18 protein-coding genes are annotated in these 20,134 nt (G+C 64.7%); 1 reads left to right on the forward strand and 17 read right to left on the reverse strand.

The genetic code is table 11. The annotated features are described in order from the left end of the window. Positions 1-135 precede the first annotated feature (135 nt). Positions 136-807 (forward strand): response regulator, encoded by a 672-nt coding sequence (locus HV765_RS15035; protein ID WP_054422859.1) that lies wholly within the window; start codon positions 136-138, stop codon positions 805-807. Between the two features lie 21 nt (positions 808-828). Here the strand turns inward: HV765_RS15035 and HV765_RS15040 are convergent, their stop codons facing one another. The 17 genes from HV765_RS15040 to HV765_RS15120 form a co-directional block, all read right to left on the reverse strand. Next, entirely contained in the window at positions 829-1,236 is a 408-nt protein-coding gene (locus HV765_RS15040; RefSeq protein WP_175170179.1) for a DoxX family protein, read from the reverse strand. Between the two features lie 30 nt (positions 1,237-1,266). Further along, positions 1,267-2,544, reverse strand: a complete 1,278-nt coding sequence (locus tag HV765_RS15045) for an EAL domain-containing protein (protein WP_175170180.1) — start codon at positions 2,542-2,544, stop codon at positions 1,267-1,269. Positions 2,545-2,613: 69 nt separating this feature from the next. Beyond that, a complete protein-coding gene (locus HV765_RS15050) occupies positions 2,614-3,309 on the reverse strand; it encodes a response regulator (RefSeq protein WP_175170181.1) in 696 nt (231 codons plus the stop codon). Positions 3,310-3,453: 144 nt separating this feature from the next. After that, positions 3,454-4,965 (reverse strand): metal-dependent hydrolase family protein, encoded by a 1,512-nt coding sequence (locus HV765_RS15055; protein ID WP_175170182.1) that lies wholly within the window; start codon positions 4,963-4,965, stop codon positions 3,454-3,456. 36 nt (positions 4,966-5,001) lie between these two features. Then, complete coding sequence (locus tag HV765_RS15060) at positions 5,002-6,498, reverse strand: TolC family protein (RefSeq protein ID WP_175170183.1); 1,497 nt, start codon at positions 6,496-6,498, stop codon at positions 5,002-5,004. Position 6,499: 1 nt separating this feature from the next. Continuing rightward, complete coding sequence (locus HV765_RS15065) at positions 6,500-8,398, reverse strand: FUSC family protein (protein ID WP_217483368.1); 1,899 nt, start codon at positions 8,396-8,398, stop codon at positions 6,500-6,502. Continuing rightward, entirely contained in the window at positions 8,382-9,431 is a 1,050-nt protein-coding gene (gene mdtN / locus HV765_RS15070) for a multidrug transporter subunit MdtN (protein ID WP_175170184.1), read from the reverse strand. Before mdtN ends, HV765_RS15065 begins: the two co-directional genes overlap by 17 nt. Before the next feature lie 44 nt (positions 9,432-9,475). Further along, positions 9,476-9,748, reverse strand: coding sequence for a YtcA family lipoprotein (locus tag HV765_RS15075; RefSeq protein ID WP_175170185.1), 273 nt, complete (start codon positions 9,746-9,748; stop codon positions 9,476-9,478). Positions 9,749-9,845: 97 nt separating this feature from the next. Continuing rightward, on the reverse strand, positions 9,846-11,480 hold the full coding sequence (locus HV765_RS15080) for a Na+/H+ antiporter (protein ID WP_175170186.1): 1,635 nt from the start codon (positions 11,478-11,480) through the stop codon (positions 9,846-9,848). Between the two features lie 121 nt (positions 11,481-11,601). After that, positions 11,602-12,240: a response regulator gene (locus tag HV765_RS15085; RefSeq protein ID WP_054422880.1), complete on the reverse strand. Its 639-nt coding sequence runs from the start codon at positions 12,238-12,240 to the stop codon at positions 11,602-11,604. 308 nt (positions 12,241-12,548) lie between these two features. After that, positions 12,549-13,769, reverse strand: coding sequence for a beta-ketoacyl-[acyl-carrier-protein] synthase family protein (locus HV765_RS15090; protein ID WP_054422882.1), 1,221 nt, complete (start codon positions 13,767-13,769; stop codon positions 12,549-12,551). Next, entirely contained in the window at positions 13,759-14,187 is a 429-nt protein-coding gene (locus HV765_RS15095; RefSeq protein WP_175170187.1) for an acyl carrier protein, read from the reverse strand. The genes HV765_RS15090 and HV765_RS15095 overlap by 11 nt, the downstream gene beginning before the upstream one ends. A 56-nt stretch (positions 14,188-14,243) precedes the next feature. Next, a complete protein-coding gene (locus HV765_RS15100) occupies positions 14,244-15,431 on the reverse strand; it encodes a fimbrial protein (RefSeq protein ID WP_175170188.1) in 1,188 nt (395 codons plus the stop codon). Beyond that, complete coding sequence (locus tag HV765_RS15105; RefSeq protein ID WP_254600583.1) at positions 15,422-17,965, reverse strand: fimbria/pilus outer membrane usher protein; 2,544 nt, start codon at positions 17,963-17,965, stop codon at positions 15,422-15,424. The genes HV765_RS15100 and HV765_RS15105 overlap by 10 nt, the downstream gene beginning before the upstream one ends. Before the next feature lie 11 nt (positions 17,966-17,976). After that, a complete protein-coding gene (locus HV765_RS15110; RefSeq protein WP_054422886.1) occupies positions 17,977-18,729 on the reverse strand; it encodes a fimbrial biogenesis chaperone in 753 nt (250 codons plus the stop codon). Positions 18,730-18,822: 93 nt separating this feature from the next. After that, positions 18,823-19,353, reverse strand: a complete 531-nt coding sequence (locus HV765_RS15115) for a fimbrial protein (RefSeq protein WP_054422888.1) — start codon at positions 19,351-19,353, stop codon at positions 18,823-18,825. Positions 19,354-19,590: 237 nt separating this feature from the next. Then, on the reverse strand, positions 19,591-20,124 hold the full coding sequence (locus HV765_RS15120; RefSeq protein WP_175170189.1) for a fimbrial protein: 534 nt from the start codon (positions 20,122-20,124) through the stop codon (positions 19,591-19,593). Between the last annotated feature and the right edge of the window lie 10 nt (positions 20,125-20,134).

Genomic DNA, 20,134 nt, shown 5'->3' on the forward strand with positions numbered 1-20,134 from the left:
GGCTTGGCGCCAGATTCGTACCGGAACGACAGGCCGAAATAGCCTGCAAAATATCCAGCCGATTCCGGCGGATTACGCTACATTTCTTGGGTTATCCCCAGCTCATTCGGCCCTTGCCAGGCCACACGCCGCGCCATGAAAATTCATGTCTTGCTCGCCGATGACCATCCCGCCCTGCTTGCGGGCATCAAGCACGAACTGGATTGCATACCGTCCATCGCCATTCAGGGTGTGGCGCGCGACTCCGGCCAACTGGTCGAATTGCTCAACAGCGCGACCTGCGATGTGCTGGTGACCGACTACGCCATGCCAGGCGGCGCGTACGGCGACGGCATCATGTTCATCTCGTACCTGCGGCGCCATTTTCCCGATGTGAAAATCGTGGTCTTCACGACGCTGGACAACCCGGCCATCGTGCAAGAGCTATCCAAGCTGGGCGTGCAGTCGGTACTGAGCAAGGCGCATGAGACGAGCCAGCTCGTCTCCGCCATTCATGCGGTCTACGCGGGCGCGCGCTACTTTCCTTCCGAGGGCATCGGCGCGTCGGCCGCGCCGACCAAACCGCGCACCGCCGGCCCCGACCTGACCAAGCGCGAACTCGAAGTCGTCCGCCTGTACGTGACGGGCATGTCGGTCAACGAAATCGCCTCGCACCTGAGCCGATCCAAGCAGACCATCAGTTCTCAGAAAGCCAGCGCCATGCGCAAGCTGGGAATTGAACGCGAAGCTGACCTGTTCCGCTTCGCCTTTGAAACCGGTATCACCGTGACATCGGATGCGGGCGACAGCGAGCCGCAGCAGGCTTGATACGCCATACCGCCGCGCGGCTCATGGCCGTCTTCCCGCCTTGCGCAACGCGTCAAAGGACAGATGTCCCGGCCCGCACGCAAGCAGCATGAGCAGGGCCGCCGACGAATACAGCCGGAACAGCAAGGGAGCAGGCCGCGTCAGATCCCACAGCAAGGGTTCAAAGAACAACGACGCGGCATTGATCATCAGCAAGCCCACGCACGCGCTGCTCATGAATGCGCCCAGAATCAACAGCACCGCACAGACAATGTCGGCCGCCACAAACAGGCCGGCCGACCACACCGGCGTAATCAGCGGCAAGGGAAAATCGTGCGTGAACAACGTCACGGCCGCCTGCCAGTCAGCGGCTATGGCCACCCCCCGCTCCATGAACTGGGCGGCGACATAGGTGCGCAGACAAAACACGCACAGCGAGAGTATTCCCATAGGCCACGCCGCGACGACGCCTGGCATCCCTCACGCCACCGCCTGTTTGCGCCTCGCCGGCAGGCGCATGCATGAAGACGCCGGCAGAACGTGTTCAATGAAAGCGTCCACCTCCATCGGGCGCCCCAGCCCATACCCCTGACCGATGCGGCAGCCCAGCGCGTGCAGCTGGCGCGCCTGCTCCTGCGTTTCGATACCTTCGGCAACCACCGCCAGCCCCAGCGCGCGTCCGAGCCACAACGCGGCGCTCACGACGGCATGCGAGGCCTGGCCGGACTCCAGCCGTTGCACAAACGACTGGTCAATCTTGAGTTCACTGAACGGCAGGCGCGTCAGGCGTTCCAGCGTGGAAGCGCCCGTGCCGAAGTCATCCATGCTGACGCCGAAGCCGCACGCGCGCAGCCGCCGCAGTCCGGCCTCCAGGGCCGTCTTGTCCTGGATGGTTTCATCTTCGGTGATCTCGACGGTGATCAGTTCCGGCGAAATTCCCCGGCGCAAGGTGCGTGTTTCCAGACTGAGCGCAACGCCCGGCGCCGACAACGTCGACACCGAAGCATTCACGGATATGCGCTGCGACACGCCCTGGCCCGCCAATTGCGCCTGCACGTCCAGCACGCGTTCCGTCACGAAGTGGAACAGCATCGGGTCCATCGACAGCCGGCTGATCGCCCGCACGAACTCCGCTGGCGGCACATCGCCTGCCTGCGGATGACGCCACCGGGTCAGCGCCTCGGCGCCAAGAACTCTTCCTGTGGCCAGGTCGACTTGCGGCTGCAACACCACGCGGATGCCGTCCTTGGCGCCCAGCGCCAAAATCACATCTTCATCGGTAAAGCGCGGCGCGGGCGCGTCGGGCTTGACCGGCTCTTGCCACTGCGAAAAACGGGCAAGCGCGGCCGGAATGAACGCCGCGCTACGCACGATGTGGATCACGGCGCCCGCCGCGCGCAGTCCGCTGGCATACGCGTCCAGCACACATCGCGGCAGATCGCTGATCCACAGCACGGCGGGCATGCGCGGCAGGCGGCCAGCCTGGACTTCGCCTTGCAGGCGCCCCGGCACCAGCAGCCCTTCACAAGCGACGCCGGTGACTTCACATACGACCAGATCCGCCGCCTGTTCGCGCAGCGCGATGGCCAGAGCATCCAGGCCGCAGGCGCTGCGCAACGTGTGCAATATGCCGCCGTCGAGCAACGCATTCAACGCCGTGGCGCTGCGCGGGGCGCAACCCATTTTGATGGCGGCCAATCCGCGGGCGCTGCCCGGCCGTTGAGGGGAGATGTGATGAACCATATTGACGACTCGCATAGTGGACTCAGTATGGTCTGACGCCCCTGCACGAACAATCTGACTAGTACCAAAACGGCTCCGCGCGCGCTACTCGTGCTCGGCCAGCATCGCGTCCATCGTGTCGTGCTCGCTCGGTGTACCGCCTTCGGTCAACAGCCCGGTTTCGTAGGCAAAGCGAAACAGCTCGACATCGCGCTCAATGCCCAGCTTGCGCATGGCGCTGGTCTTCTGCGAACTGATGGTTTGCTTGCTGCGATTGAACTGGCTGGCGATCTCGTTGATGGAGACGCCCGACACATACAGGCGCACCACTTCGGTCTCGCGCCGCGTGAGCTTTTGCGCGGGGTCGATCTGCGCCACGCGGCCAACAGCGGAGGATGACCGGAACTTCGGCGAAAAGTAAGTGGCGCCGGCATACACCGCATGGATGGCCGAGATCAGATGCCCGATCACATCCACCTTGCTCAACACCGCATGCGCGCCGATCTTCACCATCTCGGCCACCATGGCGCGGTTGTCGATCGTCGTGAACACAATGATCTTCAGGTCGGGATAACGGCGGCGCAGAAACGACAGCATGGTCATGCCATCGCCGAACTCGCCGCCGGGCATCACGTAGTCGGTCACGAGCACGTCGCAGTGCGATTTCGCCAGCAACTCGAACGTTTCCGTCGAATTGCTGGCCGTGCCCACGATGGAGATGGTGTGAAAGTCCGCCAGTTCGTGCTTGACGCCGGTGATCAGGGCGGGATGATCATCGGCAATGATGAGAGATATCTGCATGGCGCATCCAGCCTCCTGGGCTTTGTCAGGTCCAAATGCAGCCAATGTAGTATCCGTGCCCCGCAATTCATCTCGTACTTGTCCCGCTACGGCACCCGGACAGATCGGATTAGTACGAAAGTGAAAAGGGGGCAGCGGCGGCGCTTACCCCTGCGCGGGTTTGCAGACCTTGCCGTCTTTCATGATCACGCTCAGGCTTTGCTCGGGTTGCGCGATCAGTTGCAGGTTTTCAAGCGGGTTGCCATCCACCAGCAGCAGGTCGGCCATGGCGCCGGCTTGCACCACGCCCAGCTTGCCGGGATACGGATTGCGCGGGCCGGCCATGGCGCACAGCTCACCATTCACGCTGGTTGCCATGCGCAGCACCTCGGCCGCACCGTACCAGCGGCTCATCTTCGCCAACTGCGCGCCTTGGCGCGTGGCGAGCCGCGCGTCGAACAGCGTGTCCGTGCCCCACGCGGTCTTGATGCCCAGGCGGTGCGCCATCTCGTAGGCGCGGTCGGTGCCGGCGACCATGGCCAGCTGCTTCTGGCGCGACGACGGTGACTGCGTGGGCACGGCGTCTTCGTCATCCAGAAAGGGCTGCAAGCTCCACCAGACCCCCATGTCCGCAATACGGCGCGCGGTGTCTTCGTCAATCAACTGGCCGTGCTCGATACAACGCACGCCCGCATCCAGCGCCATGCCGACCGCGCGCGAAGTGTAGGCGTGCACGGTCACGTAGGTCCCCCAGTTTTCCGCCGCGGTCACGGCCGCCTTCAGTTCTTCCAGCGAGCCCTCGGTCACGTCCAGGCCATCGTAGGAAGACATCACGCCGCCGCCCGCCATGTACTTCAGCTGCGACGCGCCGCGCATCAACTGTTCGCGCGCGCGCAGCAGCACCTGATCCGCCCCGTCGCAGATCGCGGTGACGCCCACTTTTTCCACATAGCTCAGCCCGCCCTCCGGCGAGCGCGGCAGATCGGACAACAGCCGGAAATCACCGTGGCCGGAGGTCTGGCTCAGGAAGGCGCCCGACGGGTAAATGCGCGGCCCCGGCGTCAGGCCTTCGTCGATGGCGCGCTTCAGGCCAAAGGCCGGACCGCCCATGTCGCGCACCGTGGTGAAGCCGCGCATCAACGTGGCGCCCGCCTCCACCACGGCCATCGTATGCACGTAGTTGAAGTCGGCGGTCATGGCCATCAGGATGCTGGGGCGCGCCAAAATCGAATGCCAGTGCGCGTCGATCAGGCCGGGCATCAGCACACCACCCTTGCCGTCGATCACCTGGCAGCCTTCCGGCAGCGGCAGGGATTGCGGCTCCACCGCCTTGATCTGGCGCCCTTCCACTACCACGCGCATGCCGGTCAGGAGTGCGTCCGAGACGCCATCGAAGATGCGCACGTTCACAAAGGCGATGGGCGGATGGGCGGCGGGATGCGGTGCGGCGGTGCTGTGAGGGGCGGTGGCGGCTGTCGATGCTGCGGCAGCCGATGCTGCGGCAGCCGGTGATGTGGCAGCCGGTGCTGTGGCAGCCGACGCCTTGGCGCCGCCAAGATTCGCCGCTGCCGCTTCATGCACGGCGTACAACGCGTTGATGCGGGCGGCAGCCGGGTTGTGGCAGCCGCAGTTGACGGCGCTTAGCCGGTTGATGGACGTGGCATCCACATCGAACATGAAGGTGACTCCCGGGTTGGATTCGTGTCTGAAGACTTATTGCGCGCTGTCGGCGTTGATGCGCCCCAGCGAAAAAGCCAGTGTGGCCGCGCCGGTCAAGGCGGCGGAATACGCATCGGCCCGCGCACTGCGCGCGGCCAGCAAACCATTGGCGGCTTCGGTGGCGGCGGTAACGGTGCCTACGCCATGCCGGTATGCATCCAGCGCGGCGTCGTAGGTCAGCGTGGCGGCTTCCTCCAGGCTTGTCGCGGCTTCGTTAGCCTGCAACGCGGATTCCAGCGTGGTGGATGCCACCACAATCTGGCGCATCGCTTCCATCCGCAACTTGGACAGCGCGGCTTGCGAGGCCTGCACGCGTTCGCGTGCGTCCTGCAAACGCGAGCTGCGCAGGCCGCCATCAAAGATCGGCACGCTGATCCCGACAATCACCCCATTGGCGTTCGACTGGCCCGCAAGAATGGGCAGGTTGCCCACATCCAGGTTGCGGTTACCGGCGGCGGCAAAGCCCGCCAAATACACCTTGGGCAGAAAGTCCGCGCGCGCGGCGTCCACGGAATGCTCCGCCGCTTTCAGCGCCGCCACGCTCGCCATCACGTCCGGCCGGTCGGCCAGCGCTTGATGCAGGATCTCCTGGCTGGCGACATCGGTCGCAGGCGGCAGCGGCCGCCGAGTCAGGGGCGCGATGCGCAGCGTGGCGGTGGGGTCTATACCCACTGCCGCGGCCAGCGCCTGGTACGTGTTGCGTTCGGCGCCTTGCGTCGTGACGACGCGCAAGCGCGCCTGCGCCACCAGTTGCCGCACCTGCGCCAGCTCGATGGTGGTGGCCATGCCGTTGCGCCGCCGCGCGTCCACCGCCGCCAGCACCGCTTCGCTATTGCCCAACGACGCCTTGGCGATCTCACTGCGCTGGCGCGCCGCGTCATGTTCGTAATAGGTGCTCATCACGCTGTAGATCAGCTTCTGGTGCGCACCGTTGTAGAGAAAATTGGCGCCCAGCGACAGGCTGCGCGCACTGTCGCGCAAGGCGCTGCGCTGGCCGAAATCGAACAGCAGCCATTGCAAGGTCGCCAGCGGCACCACGCCGCTGGAACTCGTATCCACGTGCGGACGCTGCCCGAGGATTTCGGGCAGTTGATTGCGCGTAGAGATGTAGCCGCCCACCACGTGCGCCGACAGCATCGGCAGGAACGTGGCGTCGGCGATGCCCACGGTGGATGCGGCCTGACGCGCCTGGCTCCATGCGAGCCGGGTGTCGGGGCTGTTGCGTTGGGCCAGGTCGATGAGAGCGGGCAGATCGTATTCGCGGCTGGGGTCCAACGGCGGCGGCTGGCCGGGCAGACTGGCGGCAGGCGCGCCCGACACGGCAAGCGCGCGCCATTCGGCGGGCGCATCGGATGACTGCCACTGCCGTTGCGCCGACTCGGGCGCGCCTTGGTTGCCGGTGGCCACGCATGCAGTCAGCGCCATCAGGCATGCGATGGCGCACAGCCCCATCGCCGCCGCACGCCCCGCCGAGGCTATCCGTCCTTCCATCCTATTGCCCTTCCATCAGTTGGTTCACCTGCTTGACGCTTCCTGGCTCATCATTGCGCACCGCGTGCGCCATGGCCTCCAGGCGTGCGGCAAGCGCCTCGTCCGGCTCAGGCGCGTCGATCAGCAAGCGCATGCACAGCGCCTGCACCGACTGCGTGACCGCGATCAATTCCCGCAAGCGGGCGCTATCCAGCCGCAGCGTTCGGGGTTCCAGCGTGGCCAGCCCCAGCGCGCGCCGGATGCCCGCCAGTTGCCCGGCCACGGCGCTGGCCTGCGCCACCGCCCGGTCGCGCCCGCCCTCGCCCAGCCGCGCCAACTTCGCCAAGCCCTCCAGCGCACGCCCAAGATCTTCGCGCACCCGGTGGCCAACGCTAACGGGCCACAACTGCGTGAACACCAGGTACAGCACCACGTTGCCCAGCAAGATGCCAATCACGCGGTCCATGGCGACAGACATATCGATGCTGGGGCCGAAGCCCTGCAACACCGTCATCATGAATGCCAGCGCAATCTGCACGCCCGCATACGACACGCGCTCCGAGCCCACCGCCACCCAAGCCGCCACGAACGCGCCGGCGAATACCAGCACCATCAAGCTGCCCACGCTGCTCATGTGCGGGATCAAAAACAGAATGGCGCCCACGCCCATCGCCGCGCCGATCAGGCAGCCGATGATGCGCAGCATGAGCTTTTGCGTGGTTTCCGCCACGGAACCCAAGGCGGCGACGTAGCACGTGATCATCGCGGTGTGGATGTCTTGCCAATCCAGCGCGGAGTAGATCAGGTAGCAGATCAGCGCGGCGGCCGTGGTCTTGATGGCGTAACGCACGTGTTCCGGATTGCTGAACGCGTCGGGCGCCATGAACGGTTCGGCAGGCTGCGGAGCGGGCATGATGGAGGCGTCGTCCCCCATTGCCGACAGCGCGCGCCACGCTTGCCGGGCTGCGGCGGGTTGCGTGGGGTTGTGCGTGGGGTTGTGCGTGGAGTCGGGCACCGGGGGGGGCGTGGGGGGGGGCGTGGAGTCGTGCACCGGGGGGTGCGTCGGGGAATGCGTAGGAGGGCCGGCGGCGGCCGGCGCAGCGCGTCCCGCAGCCAGGGCCTGCCCGGCCTCGCGCGCACGAGCGGCGAGCGCATCCTGCCCGCCGCCACGCATCGCCAGCGCGGCGAAAAGCAGCCGGTAGGACTCTTGCAACGCCATTCCCAAACGACGCGTTTCATCGCGCCGCGCCAGCGCCAGCCCGCGCAGCAGCCCCCAGCGCTTCATGGATTCCTCTTGCCCTTCGCCCAGCATCTCGCGAAGACGCGCGCGGCCCGCACGTCCGCCGCTTTCCAGATACGTGGCAACGGCGTCCAGCCGGTCGCCAACCGTCGTGCGCAGCAACGTCAGCGGCCGCCGGCCGATCGTGATGCTGACGATCAGCACCAGCGCCATCGGCATCGTCGCCATCAGCCACGCATACAGGATGCCCCGCGTGGCCGCTTCGCCAACCGGCACGTAGCTCAGCAGCGTCAAGCCAAACGCCAGGACCAGCGCGATGATGCCGCCAAGCGGCCCCAGCTTGCTGGCTGAGGCCAGGAACAACAGCAATAGCGACGACACCGCCAGCGCCACAATGCGCATGGCCGGCTGCGCCAGCGTCAGGTTGGTCAGCAGAAGCAGCACGCCGACGACAAGCATCACCAGCACCGACAGCGCCACCGCCAGCACCGAGCTTTCGGCCGCGTCCGGCTTCATCACGAAGAACACCAGGTAGCAGCTGATGGCCGACTCGGGAATGCCGTAGGTCATGGCGACCATGGCCGTCAACGCGCAGACCAGCGCAATCCGCCACGCCATCGCCGCCCGGCCTGGAAAGGGCGCGAGCTGGCTCAGCCAGGCGGCGTCAACACCGCTTTTCATGATCGACCAAGACGACGGCCGACGCGCCCACGCGCATCAGTTCGGCGGGCGGGTTATCCAGCTTCACGCGGACCGGAAAGCGCTGGCCCACGCGCACCCAGTTCAAGGACTTGGGCACATAGGGCAAGCGCCGCGGCAGGTTGATCAGGTCTTCGGCGCTGACGCCCCAGCCTGTGGATTCCACCACGCCCTTCAAGCCCAGCCGGCGGTCAGCGGCCACGTACACCGTGGCGCAATCGCCGGGCTGGATGGCGGGCAACTCGGTTTCCAGAAACGTGGCCGTGGCAAACCAGCGCGTTGTGTCGATCAGTGAAAACGCAGACTGCGCCGGCACCATGTAATCGCCCTCGGTGATCGACAAGCCGGCGACTCGGCCATCGAACGGCGCCTTGACTTCGGTTTCGCGCAGCTGGCGTTCGGCAATGGCCAGCGCCGCGCGCCGTTCGGCCACCAGCGCTTGCGCGCCCTCGGCGTCGCCGACCAGCGCCTGCGCGGCCGCCAGCTGCGCCTGCGCTTCCTTCAGGCTGGTCTCGGCATTGCGCTTGAGCGTGGCCGCTTCGTCTACCTGCTGGCGCGTTACGTAGCCCTTGGGTAGCAGCGCATTCAGCCGTTCCCACGTCTGCGCCGCCAGCGCCGCATTGGCGCGCGCCCGAGCAATCTGTTCGGCCGCGATGGTGGCGTTGGACTGCTCGGCTTGCACCGACCGGCCGCGCGAGCTCAGCGCCGCTTCCGCCATGCGCAAGCCTGCGGCGGCCTGCTCAACCTGCAAGCGATAGAACTCCGGGTCGATCGCAAACAGCACCTGGCCACGGGTGACCTGGCTGTTCTCGCGCACGTTCAGCGCCACGACGCGGCCCGGCACGGCAGCGGCCACGCGCGCTACGTCGGTCGTCAGCACCGCATCTTCGGATAGCGGCTTGGCTTCCATCCGCATCACATACGCCAGCCCGGCCGCCACGGCCAGCACCACGATCAGCACGGCCATCACCACCGCGATGCGCCGCTTGTTGGAAGAGGACTTGAAGGTCGGCATGGTCAGCAGGTGAAAGTCAGCGGGTGAAAGTCAACGGGTGAAAGTCAGCGGGTGAAAAACAGAAGCGAACTCAGGAACATCAGCGCGGCGGCCAGGCTCAGGTACACCAGCACGCGTAATGGCATCACGTCGTCAATACCCCAACGCACCAGCAGCACCCGCACCAGCGATGCGCCCACAACGCCGATCACGGCGCACAGTATCCAGGCCGGAAAATAGGAATCGAACACCGTCACGTAGGGCGCGCTGCGCGGAGCGCAGCCTGATAGCAGGACGGCGGCGGTGACAGCGGGCCAATGCATCGGAAAGCTAGCCATGTTCTTTTTCTTCACCCTTCAAAGTCATCGAGCCGGTGGAAAGCGTTCAGTAGCGCACGCGCCGTCACCCTGACACGCGGCCAGGGGCGCACGCCCTCTAACGCAAATGCGCTTCGTGCAGGTCCAGCAAACGCGCATGCTCGCGCGCCAGTGAATCGGAAATACGGTGGGTGCGCGCCAGGTGGAAGACGGCATCGCGCGAGGCCGCTATCGCCTCCAGCCGCAACTGCCGTTCAATGGCGGCTTGTTTGGCGACCTGTTCGGCGGAGGTGCCGTCCGGCGCCTCGCCCGCCTGGCGGCGCAAGGTGGCGGTCAGGCTGTCGGCCACTTCCAGATACAGGGCGGCCTCGTCGGGATGTTCCGCAACCCGGCGCTTGGCGCCCGCGGCCACGCTGTCCAGCGCGGCCTGCAACATGGCTTCCTGCGCCAAAGACGCTTCGCGTTGCACGCGGCTGTTGGCGGGAAAGTGCAGGCCGCGCATCAGGCTGGGCAAGGTCAGGCTGGCCAGCAGCAATGAAAACACAATGACCATGGCCGCCAGCGACACCGCCAGATCGCGTGCGGGAAACGGCGCGCCGCTATCCAGCGCGAACGGCAGCGTCATGACGCCCGCCAGCGTAACCGCGCCACGAACGCCCGCCACGGACACCGCAAGAATCACCCGAATGCCCACCTCGGGCGGTTCCGTCCCGCGCCGCCGCGCCGCCATCGCGCTGAGCTTGAGCGACACCGTCACCCACAGCAAGCGGAACAGGATCAGGCCCAGGCACACCGCCAGCCCGTACACCGGCAACCAGTACAGGGACAGGCCGCCCGCCTCGCCCGCGGCACGCGACAATCCGGCCAGAATGGTCGGGAACTGTTCGCCCAGCAGCACGAAAATCATGCCGTTCAGCGTGAACTGCACCATGTCCCAAACGGCGCGGCGTTCCATGCGCGTGGCGGCAAGCGCCCGGCCGGACAGCTCGGAATAGCTCATCATGACCCCGGCCGCCACGGCCGCCAAGATGCCGGAAGCGTTGGCGTGTTCGGCCACGAAATACACGAAGAACGGCGTCAGCAGGCTCAGCAACACTTCCGAGCCCGGCTCCTCGCCCAGCCGCTTGGTGATGAACCTGCGCACCTGCATGATCAGCCACGTCAGCCCCGCGCCAATCGACAGGCCCGCGATGGACACCCAGAGAAACGACAGCGCCGCTTCCGACAGCGAAAACGTGCCGGTGGCGGCTGCCGCCACGGCGAAGCGGAACGCAACCAGGCCGCTTGCATCGTTGAACAGCGCCTCGCCTTCCAGAATCGCCATCATGCGGCGGGGAATGTGGACGCGGCGCGAGATCGCCTCGACCGCCACGGGGTCCGTGGGCGACACAATGGCGGCAATGGCGAATGCAACCGGCAGCGGCACGTCGGGAATCATCCAGTGGATCAGGTAACCCACGCCAATCACCGTCAGAAATACCAGGCCGAACGCCAGCTGCAAGATCGAGGACGATTCGCGAATCACCGCCAGCTTCGACACCCGCCAGCCATCCAGGAACAGCAAGGGCGGCAGGAACAGCAGGAAGAAGATATCGGGTTCGATCAGAACGCCGCGCTGAAACACGGCGGCGATCAGAAAGCCCAGCGCGATCTGCACAAACGGCAAGGGAATGGCAAGGGGAATCAGCCGGACGATCACGCCGCTGAGCAAAACGGCGACCAGCATCGCCACCACTACCGTGAAAGTCCCCAACGATCACCCCTGTAAGCCCAACATCGGATAAATCCTACGTTGCGACCTTACCCTCGCGCCAGAGGACGCGCAATCCCAATTGTTGAAATGCAACATCAAGATCAGAACGGGCGCCGATCCCTCACGCCGCCAGCCCGCTTCTCAGCCCGTAACGCACCAGATCCATATCGCTGTGTACGTCCAGCTTGCGCATGGCCGCCCGCTTTTGCGCGCTGACCGTCTGCTTGCTGCGATGGAATTTCTGGGCGATCTCTCCAAGCGAGAAGCCCGACAGGAACAGGCGCACCACTTCAACTTCACACCGGGTCAGCGGGTCTTCATGCTCAGCGGCGGTATCCGATTCCAGCGCCGCCTGGATGCGCGGCGACCGGTACGGCTCGCCACACCATGCGGCGTACAAGGCCCGGCGCAAATGCTCGGGCATGTCACCCTTGCTGACGATGGCGCGCACCCCCAGCGCTTCCAGCGCCTGCAACACGATGCGATTATCAAGCGACGTCAGCACCACCAGTTTTAGGCGGGGATAGCGCTCCTGTATCCGCGCGAACATGCTCAGACCATCACCAAAATCCGCCCCCGACATGACGTAGTCGCTGACAAGCACGTCACAGTGGTGCGTGTCCAGAATGTCGAACAGCTCGGTGGAATTGAAGGCGCAGGCGACAACCTGGGCAATATCGGCCACGGATATCTCGATTTGCACGCCCTTGACGCAAATGGGGTGCCCGTCGGCCAAGACAACGCGAATGACGTCTCGCACGGCGTCCCTCACCTTAAACCGTTGAAGAAGCCACGCATGCCGCCGCGCGCAATGCCCGGCTTGCGCGCAAGGGCAACGCGATGACGACGGCGAAGGTCGTGCTTGACGAACGGAATACGCAGGAGGTGTCTCATCTGTGTCCTTTATGTTTTGGCTAAGGATTGACAGTGAGGCTATCCAGGTTCAGACGGCGAGGCAATCGGACTCGACCGAAGACGCCCGCCTGACGCATGGGACTGATCAAAACCCCATGCTTATCCCGCGATGCGGGCGCGGTTTCCCATGCAACTGCCGCCCCGGCAGGCGCATCAGCTTGCTTTTTTGAAGGCCAGGACGGCGTTGTTGCCACCCATGCCGAACGAGTTGCTCAGCGCCGCCTGAAGCCCCGGCAGCGGCCGCGCCGCGCCTGGCACATAGTCCAGATCGCACTGTTCATCGCCGGGTTCGAAGAACAAGGTCGGCGGCACCTGGGCCTGGCGCAACGACATCGCGGTGACGGCGGCCTCGATGGCGCCCGCCGCGCCGATCGTGTGCCCCAGCGCCCCCTTGATGCTGCTGACCGGAACCAACCCGGCGCGCTCACCAAAGACGCGCTTGATGGCCGAGGTTTCGATGCGGTCGCCCACGTAGGTGCCCGTGCCGTGCGCGTTGATGTACCCGATGTCCTCGGGCGTCAGGCCGGCGTCTGACAAGCACCGCGACATGGCCAGGGCCTGCCCTTCGTCGTCGGGCCGCAGCGGATGCGTGCCGTCGTTGCTGACGCCGTAGCCCACCAGTTCGGCGATCACCACCGCGTTGCGCGCGCGCGCATGCGCTTCCGATTCCAGCACCAGCATGGCCGCGCCTTCGGCGAGCACGAAGCCCGAGCGGCGCGCGCTGAACGGGCGGCAGCCCCCGACGCTGCCGTCTTCAGACAGCTCCGCGCTCAGCACATGCAGCTGCTTCCAGGCCGTGACGATGGTTTCCGTCAACATGGACTCGGTTCCGCCCGCGATGGCCACGTCCAGATAACCGTCGCGGATGCGGCGAAAAGCTTCCCCGATGGCCACGGCCCCGGCGGAACAGGCGGTGGCGTAGGTCTGCGCCTCGGTCGTGGTCTTGAGCGTCTGCGCGATTTGCGCGGTGGCGGCATTGGGCATCACCGACGGCACCACCAGGAACGTGCGCCGGGGCGCCAGGCCGTGATGGATCTCGATGGCTTCCGACAAGGACGACACGCCGCCGATCCCCGTTCCCACAAACACGCCGCATTGCTTTTTCTGTTCGGCGCTGAGCGCGGCGGCGGCCAGCGCCTGATCGGCGGCGTACTGCGCCACCAGCGCCACGCGGTCCATCGACCGCAACTGGCTGGGCGAGGCATCCACGTCCAGCGGTTCGCGGATGAAGCCGACCTGCTTGTCGATGGCGGCGTCGGGATGCTTACCCACGCCGCATTTTCCCGCCATCAGCGCGTCGAACGTTTTATCCGCCGTGTCGCCCAGCGGCGTGGCCATGCCAACCGCCGTGATGAAGACTCTTCTACGTTGCATCTTTATCAGCCTTTTCAGGGGGTTGCGGCGTGGGCGCGTCGGTCGCGGCCAAGGCCGCCAGCCGTGCCGCTTCCTTTGCCGCCACTTTTTCCTCGGCAACCCGAACGACGACCGTGCGCATGTAGGCCATCAACCCGTCCAGGTCTTGCGGAAACGCGTTCGTGATTTCCTGCGGCTTGTATGCCCCGTCGGTCGGCAGCATGTCGTCCGTAGTGATGTGAAATTCCGTTTCGATTTCCAGCAGGATCTCAAGCACCATGATCGAATCAAAATCGCTCATCACGGTTGCGAAGGATTTTCCTTCCAGCAACGCGTCACGGTCGCACCGGCCGATGGAAGAAACAATGGTCGCCAGTTTCTCCCGGAATTCGGGGTCTTCGGGCAAGGGGGGGATATCAGATTCGAACTTGGCTCGCATTAACGCACCATGAAAGATGGGGTTGATCTTCTGCCCAAAGCGCCCGGGCGGCGGCGTTAACTATAGGTAAAAGTGATGGTCGCCGTCGACAACACCGACCCCGCCGTGACCGTGCCCCCTGTGCGCAGATAAGACGCGCCCAGTTTGTACGACCACGTGGAATTTGGCGTTGAGCTGATGAGCGTACCGCGATTGGGCAAGGTGCTGTTGAACGCCGCCCGTTCAAAGTTGTTCAAACCCGGGTTCCACAGCCACAACCTGACGCCCACGCCCTGCGCGCCGTTTTGGGCCTGGTTCGAGACCGTGTCGGGCGAGCCATTGGCCGCATAGTTCGTCGTCAACTTGACCGTGGGCGACGCCTGACTGCTCATGCCGCAATCCACCTGCAATTCGCTGGTATACAAGGCGTTTTCGCCCGCTCCGCTATTCATGGCAGTGGCGGTAACGTTACCCAGCGCGATCGTCTGGCTTTGCGGATTCTTGATCTGGCAGGTCGGCGCGGTGACGGTGATATTGCCGCTCATGCCCACGCGATACAAGCCCGCCGGCGCTGAGCCGGCAGACACCGAGGCCTGGCCAAAGATGTTGCTTCCAACAATGACGCCCGGCTTGATCGTGGCGCCCGTCGCCACGAAATCGATACGCGTGCGGTAGGTGCCGCGTGCGCTTGACGACATCGGGAACACCAACGCGCCCGTCGCATAGGTATTGTCAAAAGTCTGCGGCGCGGCCAACTCCTCGCCATTGCCGATGTAGTAATAGACGCGATATCCGATACCTTGCAAGCCAGTCGCATAGCTTCTGGAATAGGAATCGTAGCTGCCGTTGCCCCGGAAATATTCCTGGGTGCCGGGCGGGCAGTTGTACAACGGCGCCGCATAGCCTTGCGACGCGCCTTCATACTGAGGCAGCACGCGCTCCACCGTCGAAAACAGCACGCTGCCGGTCGTACCCGGCGCGGGCATGGGTTGGACGGTGCGTGTCGGGCTGAGGGAATACACGTTGGCCGTCGAGGAGTACGCGTAATACTGATTGCCCTTGCTTGTCGTGCCCCCGCTGTTCACGGTGCACGACACGGCGCGCGTGTCCAGCGGACCCGCGTAGGCGGTCCCGGTGATGCCGCCCAGACAAGCCACCAGGGCGAAGGTGGCCGCTACGGCGGGCAACGCTCGGGCGGGCAACACAGGCCTCCGCACGCCGCCCCGACTTTTCACGATAGTGCGCGACAGTCCGATCATGCGCATGTCAGTTCCTTTTTCACTTCGTCGGTCTTCAGTTCTTCGCCCGACACATCAATGTCAAACGCGCACTGCCGTTCCTGGTTGGCGCCCCATTTCACGATGAAGCGGTTCGCACCTTGCAGGCCGGTCAGCCACGCACGCCCCACCGGTCCGACCACTCCGCGCTGCTCGCCGTCAACGTTGTAGATCGCCGCGCCGAACGGCACTTCCGCCCCGTCCGCGCCGCGCAACGTCGCCAGCAGCGTACGCCCCAGTTCCGTATTGAAATGCGCCACGACGATGGCCCCACGTGTCGGCACCACGGTCTGCACGTTCTCTTGAATCGTCGCCGTCATATCGTCATGGTTCGGTGTCAGCGAAATACGGTTTTCACGGTACGGGCTGGCGTAGGGAATCAAGGCACGGCCCGAGCCGTCGGTGCGCACGCCCGGATAGGAGTCCACTTGCACCCCGGCCGCGCCCGGCACGTCCACCACCACGGCGGTTTCGCCCAACGATTGGCCCAGCAGCACCCCCTTGCGGTCCACCACCAAGGCGCCGCTGAAATCGACGTTGGTGCTGGAGTTGTTGCGCGAATACGCATGGCTCAGGTTGGCCTGGCCGATGGACGAGGCATAACCCAGCGACCCATAGGCATGGCCGCCGCTATCGGTGCCGCCGCTCGTCACGCCCGTTTGCAAGGCATAGGTGGCCGCGTAATCGTCCGTCAATGCGCCGTTCAGGTTGACGTCGTGGCTGGTGCCCTGGCCCGAGCTGTGGTTCATGGCATAGCTGCCCGTGTTCGTGCCGCCCAGCGGCAGGCTCAGCGTCAACATGATGGTGGTCTGGCTGTCCTGCCAGGGGCTTTTGTTCCTGCCCAGGTTCAGCGAATAGCCGACTCGGCCGATCGCGCTTGAGAACCCCATCTGCATGTACTCGGCCTTGCGCGGCGCATTCCGATAGCCGATGCCGTAGTAGTTGAACGACAAAGAGCCCACATTGCCCAGGCGTTGCGACAACGACAACTGATACTCGTGCTGGCGCTGATAGCCCTGGAACAGGTCGCCTTCCGTGCGGTCGCGCACGGCGTCTTCCAGGCTGCGATAGCCGGTTGAGTTATAGCGGTAACCCGCCAGCGTGAAGTCCGTGCCGCTGCCCGGGAACGACTTCGCATATTGGATGCGCGCCGCCGTGCCGACCAGCGTCTTGCCGTCGCGCTGACGCGAACGCGAATTGGTGGTGTCCACCGACACCGCGCCCAGGGATTGCATGTTCAGGGCCAGGCCAATCGCGCCCGCGTGATAGCCGTCAGCCGCGCTGGTCCAGCCGCCATAGGCTGTCAAGCCGAAGGGCAAGCCATAGGCCAGCGTGGCCTGGCCCAGCATCGGCTTGTCGTTGCCATAGGTGGGCCGGTACTGGCCCACCGCAAAGTTGTAGTTCCAGATGCCTTCGCGCATCATCGCGGGCAAGGCCGAGAACGGCTGGAAGAACCGCGTCGTGCGGCCGCCCAGTTCCTCGATTTCCACTTCAAGGTCGCCCGCGCCCGGTGTCGAATACAGGTCGTCAATCACAAACGGACCGGCCGCCACGAACGTGGAATAGATCACATGCCCGTTCTGGCGCACCGTCACCTTGGCGTTGCTGGGCGCCACGCCGCGCACGATGGGCGCGTAGCCGCGCATGCTGTCTGGCAGCATGCCTTCATCAGAGCGCAACTGCACGCCGCGAAAGCGCGTCGACGTGAAGACGTTGCCCGAGGTCGAGCTGTCGCCTAAGCGCAGCCAGCCGCGCCAGGCGGCCACATCGCGCTCGGCATAGAAGTCGCTCCAGTCCCACTTGGAACTGCCATCGTTGTCATAGAACGTGCCGTTGGCGCGCAGGCGCCAGGCGTCCAGGTTGAAGCCGTTGCGCAGGCTCAGAAAGCTGGAGTGGCCGCTGGAACTGCTTCGGCCGCCCGAGCTGCGCATGTCGTTGTACGACAAACGGTAGGACGACCAGAACGCGGTCTCGCCCACATCCCACAAGTCAGGGGACACCACGCCACGCGCCTGGCGCACCAGCGCGGCTTGCGGAATCGACAGCGTCAGCACGTTCTTGTCGGCGTCAAACGCCGCCGAGGACGACGCAATGAACTCCAGCGTCTTGGTGCATTGCACGTCCTTGTCTTGCGCCAACTTCGGGAACGCCAGCATGTTCACGCCGATGTCTTCCAGGAACGGCACGGGCAGACACGGTTGCGCGTCTTCCTTGTCGTCAACCTGCACGAAATCCACATCTCTCACGCCCAGGAACTGGCCGTTCAGGCGCACCGACACCGACTTCAATCCCGGCAGCACGCGGTTCGAAAACGCGAACACCGACAGGTCAACGCTGGGCTGACTGCTGCCGCGATGCAAAAAGCTATTGTCGAACGCCGCAGGCGCCTGGGTTTGCTCCTGGGTTTGCTCCTGCGCTGCGGCCGAAACCGGCGACGGCGCCAGTTCGGCGGACCAGATGAGCTGAGTACTCGCAAGGCCCAGGATGGCCCCCATGCCCAGTGCAACGGGACGGCATGGCATACGCCTAGGTATCACTTCTGGCCTCCGACCGTTGCTTGCACGGCCTCTGCGCCGCGCTCGCCTGCGGAGACCGTCGGCCACGCTTCGATGACGCCGTAATCATTGACGACCTGCGGCGTCACGGACACGGCGCCTGCCGGGCACTTGCCCAGCGGGATGTAGGTGGTTGCCAGCGGCTTGGCGACGACGGTCTTGCCCAGGCCTTCCGGCTCGCCGGGCACATCGACGCGAGCAAAGTTGATGTTGTAGGCCGACGTGTTGTCAACCGCCAGGCGGCAGCTCTTGCCGTCGCGCGCGATCGACCACTTCGATTGCTCGGCGCCGCGCGGCATCTTGTCGATGGCGGCGGGGCGGTAGAAAAGTTTGATGCGCGTGCGCGTCGCCAGCGTCAGGCTGTTGTCCTTCGACTCGCTCTTTTGCGGAATCTCCAGCACATTGATCCAGTAATACGACTCGCGGTCCTTGGGCATATCGTCGCCCACGCGCGTGATGTTCAGGCTGCGCTCGGAAGACCCGTCAAAGCGGCTCAGCGGCGGCGTGATGAAAAACGGCGTTTCCATCTCTTCTTTTTCGCCATCGATCCAGGCCTGCACCACGAACGGCGTGGCCGTCAGATTCTTGGCGAAGACCGCAACGTTGCGGTCTTTCTCGTTCATGATCGCGCGAGTGCTGGACAACTGAATGGCTGCGTGAGCGGCGCTGCCGGCAAGCACGCAGGAAGCGGCGACGCACGCGGGAAGGAGGCGTTTGAAGAGTAGAGTCATGGCTATGTCCGGCAGGTTCAAGCGCTGCGGCGCGCAAACGATTAGTGCAGGGGAAAGCGTCATCCCGAACGGCGCCGGGATGACGAAGAAAAATCAGGAGTAAGTGAGCGTCACCGTGGCGGAAGCATTGGCGGTGCCGGGCTTCGCAGTCGTGCCGTACTTGTAGTAGTACGCGGTGAATTGGTAGGTGCTCTTGCCCGACGAAATGTTGAAGTTGTGGGTCGAGGCTTCGTTGAAATTGACCATTGCCGCGCCGTGGGTGGTGTCGGTTGCGAACATCCTCACGCCAAAGCCCGACGCCGCGCCCGTACCCGAGGCCAGCGCCAGCGTAGAGGCATCGTTGATGGTGGTGCCCTTGAACTTCAGCGACGCCGCGTTCAAGGTGCTGAGCAGGCAGCCGCCTAGCGTGACGTTGAAATTCTTCTGGTAGGCCGCCGAGGGCACGGCGTTGCTCGCGAACTCGCTGATGGGCACGTCGCCCATGGCCACCGAGCCGACGGACAAGGTGCAGGCGGTGTTGGTGATTCTGCCCGTGACGGACACCGTCGCCTGCTGGGCTTGAGCCGCGCCTGCCATCAGGCACAGCGCCGCCGCGACCAAGGAGTATTTAAGGTTGCATTTCATAGTCGTATGCCGATACAGACGCGCACGCTTGCCGCTCAGCGACAGCTGATGCGCGCATGCAATTGGAATTCGGGGAGTTGTGCCGGGCCTCGCGTAAAACGAAGCGGACTCGCCATAGGGAGATCGCCGTGTTTGGCGCCGCTTTGCGTGGCCGACACCCACCCAGTACGGGTGGGTGCGGAACCGAAGAGAGCCTCCGGTTCCGCCAAGAAGGGGCGCTAGACCCCTTTCACATGCTTAGGAGTACTGAACTTCAAACACGGCTTGGGCGTTCGCCTTACCTGCGGTCACCGTGGCGGCGGTGGCTTCGTAGTAAGCCTTGAAGTTGAAGTTGTTGGTGCCCGAGATCAGGTTGTACGTCACGCCAGCGCCGCCAACGGCGATAGCAGTGCCGTTTTCGTCAGCCAGACCGACGGCCACGCCTTGGGCGCCGCTGCCGCTTTCCAGGCTCAGCAGGCGGCTGTTGATGACGCTGCCAGCGCCCGGACGGAAGGAGATCGAAGCGGCGGTGGACACGGTCGGGTCGCAGCCCAGCAGCGCAATCTTGAAGTCGGTTTGCGGGCCCTTGTCGCCAACCGCCTTGAACATGTTCGTCGAGATGCTGCCCATCTTCACAAGCATGTCGGCGCCTTGCTGACCGCCGCCGATCGAGCAGGCCGACTGCGTGATGTCGCCCTGGAAGGAGATGTTGCCGGTGTCGGCAGCAGCAGCGGTGCCAGCGGCAACCACAAAAGAGGCGGCCAACAGAGTGTTGAGAAGAGTCTTAGTCATGATGTTGGAA

It is taken from the genome of Achromobacter kerstersii, from assembly GCF_902859595.1.
Lineage (GTDB): Bacteria > Pseudomonadota > Gammaproteobacteria > Burkholderiales > Burkholderiaceae_B > Achromobacter > Achromobacter kerstersii.

Coding starts and splice junctions, on each gene's coding strand:
- HV765_RS15035 (WP_054422859.1), top strand. CDS start 136: ATGAAAATTCATGTCTTGCTCGCCGATGACCATCCCGCCCTGCTTGCG.
- HV765_RS15040 (WP_175170179.1), bottom strand. CDS start 1,236: ATGGGAATACTCTCGCTGTGCGTGTTTTGTCTGCGCACCTATGTCGCC.
- HV765_RS15045 (WP_175170180.1), bottom strand. CDS start 2,544: ATGCGAGTCGTCAATATGGTTCATCACATCTCCCCTCAACGGCCGGGC.
- HV765_RS15050 (WP_175170181.1), bottom strand. CDS start 3,309: ATGCAGATATCTCTCATCATTGCCGATGATCATCCCGCCCTGATCACC.
- HV765_RS15055 (WP_175170182.1), bottom strand. CDS start 4,965: ATGTTCGATGTGGATGCCACGTCCATCAACCGGCTAAGCGCCGTCAAC.
- HV765_RS15060 (WP_175170183.1), bottom strand. CDS start 6,498: ATGGAAGGACGGATAGCCTCGGCGGGGCGTGCGGCGGCGATGGGGCTG.
- HV765_RS15065 (WP_217483368.1), bottom strand. CDS start 8,398: ATGAAAAGCGGTGTTGACGCCGCCTGGCTGAGCCAGCTCGCGCCCTTT.
- mdtN (WP_175170184.1), bottom strand. CDS start 9,431: ATGCCGACCTTCAAGTCCTCTTCCAACAAGCGGCGCATCGCGGTGGTG.
- HV765_RS15075 (WP_175170185.1), bottom strand. CDS start 9,748: ATGGCTAGCTTTCCGATGCATTGGCCCGCTGTCACCGCCGCCGTCCTG.
- HV765_RS15090 (WP_054422882.1), bottom strand. CDS start 13,769: ATGCAACGTAGAAGAGTCTTCATCACGGCGGTTGGCATGGCCACGCCG.
- HV765_RS15095 (WP_175170187.1), bottom strand. CDS start 14,187: ATGCGAGCCAAGTTCGAATCTGATATCCCCCCCTTGCCCGAAGACCCC.
- HV765_RS15100 (WP_175170188.1), bottom strand. CDS start 15,431: ATGCGCATGATCGGACTGTCGCGCACTATCGTGAAAAGTCGGGGCGGC.
- HV765_RS15105 (WP_254600583.1), bottom strand. CDS start 17,965: ATGCCATGCCGTCCCGTTGCACTGGGCATGGGGGCCATCCTGGGCCTT.
- HV765_RS15110 (WP_054422886.1), bottom strand. CDS start 18,729: ATGACTCTACTCTTCAAACGCCTCCTTCCCGCGTGCGTCGCCGCTTCC.
- HV765_RS15115 (WP_054422888.1), bottom strand. CDS start 19,353: ATGAAATGCAACCTTAAATACTCCTTGGTCGCGGCGGCGCTGTGCCTG.
- HV765_RS15120 (WP_175170189.1), bottom strand. CDS start 20,124: ATGACTAAGACTCTTCTCAACACTCTGTTGGCCGCCTCTTTTGTGGTT.